Genomic DNA, 3174 nt, shown 5'->3' with positions numbered 1-3174 from the left:
GCAAGTTGTGACGTTGTCCAAGTCAAGTACACTAACCAAAGTGGATCTACGGATCCACGACGTAGCATTCTTCGGAATGTTGCGGGTAGTTAATTGCATGCTTTTGATCGGAGGAAGTCTATCTTCTTCCGGATCAAATCAAGCGCGAGAAGGGCGTTTGGTGGATGCCTTGGCAGTAAGAGGCGATGAAGGACGTGATACTCTGCGATAAGTCCTGGGGAGCTGAGAATAAGCTTTGATCCAGGAATTTCCGAATGGGGAAACCCACCTGACAGTTCGTTATAATTACTTCGGTAGTTTATAACGTTCTGAACCAGGTATTTATAGACTGAATACATAGGTTTATAAAGGCAAACCCGGGGAACTGAAACATCTAAGTACCCGGAGGAAAGGAAATCAACAGATACTCCGCTAGTAGTGGCGAGCGAACGCGGATCAGCCGAGCCTTGAGAGTGACAAGAATGAACTGGAAAGTTCAGCCATAGTGGGTGATAGCCCCGTATTGGAAGCTCAATGGGACGAATTAAGTAGGGCGGAACACGTGAAATTCTGTCTGAAGATCGGGGGACCACCCTCGAAGGCTAAGTACTCCTTACTGACCGATAGCGAACCAGTACCGTGAGGGAAAGGTGAAAAGCACCCCGACGAGGGGAGTGAAACAGTTTCTGAAACCGGACGCCTACAAGCAGTCGGAGGGGCATAAGCCCTGACGGCGTACCTTTTGTATAATGGGTCAACGACTTGGTCTATCGAGCAAGCTTAAGCCGTTAGGTGTAGGCGAAGCGAAAGCGAGTCTTAAAAGGGCGACTAAGTTCGATGGATCAGACCCGAAACCGAGTGATCTAGCCATGTGCAGGCTGAAGGTGCAGTAACATGCACTGGAGGGCCGAACCCACACCTGTTGAAAAAGGTCGGGATGACGTGTGGCTAGGGGTGAAAGGCCAATCAAACTCGGAGATAGCTGGTTCTCCGCGAAAGCTATTTAGGTAGCGCCTCGATTGTATTCTCCCGGGGGTAGAGCACTGCATGGATGATGGGGGCCCACAGCCTTACTGAGTCTAAGCAAACTCCGAATACCGGGAAGAACTGATCGGGAGACACACGGCGGGTGCTAACGTCCGTCGTGGAGAGGGAAACAACCCTGACCAACAGCTAAGGCCCCCAATTCGTGGCTAAGTGGGAAAGCATGTGGGACGACCAAAACAACCAGGAGGTTGGCTTAGAAGCAGCCATCCTTTAAAGATAGCGTAACAGCTCACTGGTCTAGATAAGTTGTCCTGCGGCGAAGATGTAACGGGGCTCAAGCCACGAGCCGAAGCTTTGGATGCGTAGTGATACGCGTGGTAGCGGAGCGTTCTGTGATATAGAACGCTGCCTCTTTAACCCCTTCGGGGGGATTGGAGGCAATGTTCTGACTGTGAAGCCGGGCTGTAAGGCATCCGGTGGAGTGATCAGAAGTGAGAATGTTGACATGAGTAGCGACAAACAGGGTGAGAGACCCTGTCGCCGAAAGTCCAAGGGTTCCTGCTTAAAGCTAATCTGAGCAGGGTAAGCCGACCCCTAAGGCGAGGCCGAAAGGCGTAGTCGATGGGAACCAGGTTAATATTCCTGGGCCATGTGGTGGTGACGGATCTCGAGGGTAGTTCGATCTTAACGGATTGATCGGGCTGCTTAGAGGTTCCTGGAAATAGCCCCACTTTAAGATCGTACCCGAAACCGACACAGGTGGACTGGTAGAGAATACCAAGGCGCTTGAGAGAACCACGTTTAAGGAACTCGGCAAAATGCCTCCGTAAGTTCGCGAGAAGGAGGCCCCATTCGCACGCAAGTGTGGGTGGGGGGCACAAACTAGGGGGTGGCGACTGTTTACTTAAAACACAGGGCTGTGCGAAGCCGTAAGGCGACGTATACAGTCTGACGCCTGCCCGGTGCTGGAAGGTTAAAAGGAGGGGTGCAAGCTCTGAATTGAAGCCCCAGTAAACGGCGGCCGTAACTATAACGGTCCTAAGGTAGCGAAATTCCTTGTCGGGTAAGTTCCGACCTGCACGAATGGCGTAACGATCTCCCCGCTGTCTCAAACGTGGACTCAGCGAAATTGAACTGTGTGTCAAGATGCACACTACCCGCGGTTAGACGGAAAGACCCCATGAACCTTTACTATAGCTTCGCACTGGCATCAGGATTGTGATGTGCAGGATAGGTGGTAGGCTTTGAAATCGGGACGCCAGTCTCGGTGGAGCCATCCTTGAGATACCACCCTTCGCACTCTTGATGTCTAACCGCGGTCCGTTATCCGGATCCGGGACCCTGCGTGGTGGGTAGTTTGACTGGGGCGGTCGCCTCCCAAAGTGTAACGGAGGCGCGCGAAGGTTGGCTCAGACCGGTCGGAAATCGGTCGTTGAGTGCAATGGCAGAAGCCAGCCTGACTGCAAGACTGACAAGTCGAGCAGAGACGAAAGTCGGCCATAGTGATCCGGTGGTCCCGAGTGGAAGGGCCATCGCTCAACGGATAAAAGGTACTCTGGGGATAACAGGCTGATGGTGCCCAAGAGTCCATATCGACGGCACCGTTTGGCACCTCGATGTCGGCTCATCTCATCCTGGGGCTGGAGCAGGTCCCAAGGGTACGGCTGTTCGCCGTTTAAAGAGGTACGTGAGCTGGGTTTAGAACGTCGTGAGACAGTTCGGTCCCTATCTGCCGTGGGTGTAGGATACTTGAGAAGAGTTGCCCCTAGTACGAGAGGACCGGGGTGAACGGACCACTGGTGGACCAGTTATCGTGCCAACGGTAGTGCTGGGTAGCTATGTCCGGACAGGATAACCGCTGAAAGCATCTAAGCGGGAAGCCCCCTTCAAAACTAGGTATCCCTTGAGGGCCGTGGAAGACCACCACGTCGATAGGCCAGAGATGTAAGCGCGGCAACGCGTTCAGTTGACTGGTACTAATTGCCCGATAGGCTTGATTTGATCCGGTAGAAGCAAGACTTCGCCAATCAAATACAAAAGCTGCAGTAAACTTGACTTGGACATCGCTTCTTTCTCGGTTTGGTGGTCATAGCACGAGCAAAACACCCGATCCCATCCCGAACTCGGCCGTTAAGTGCCGTCGCGCCAATGGTACTGCGTCTTAAGACGTGGGAGAGTAGGTCACCGCCAAACCTAGTAAGAAGCGAT

At 52.9% G+C, this 3174-nt stretch carries 2 rRNA genes; both read left to right on the top strand.

The window, feature by feature from the left end:
• Positions 1–136 precede the first annotated feature (136 nt).
• A 23S ribosomal RNA gene (locus tag AB4874_RS19795) occupies positions 137–2967 on the top strand.
• 77 nt (positions 2968–3044) lie between these two features.
• A 5S ribosomal RNA gene (gene rrf / locus AB4874_RS19790) occupies positions 3045–3159 on the top strand.
• The last annotated feature ends 15 nt before the right edge of the window (positions 3160–3174 follow it).

The organism is Thioclava arctica (genome assembly GCF_040892615.1).
Lineage (GTDB): Bacteria > Pseudomonadota > Alphaproteobacteria > Rhodobacterales > Rhodobacteraceae > Thioclava > Thioclava arctica.
Note: the sequence above shows the minus strand (reverse complement) of the source record. Positions and strands in the feature narration are given on the sequence as shown.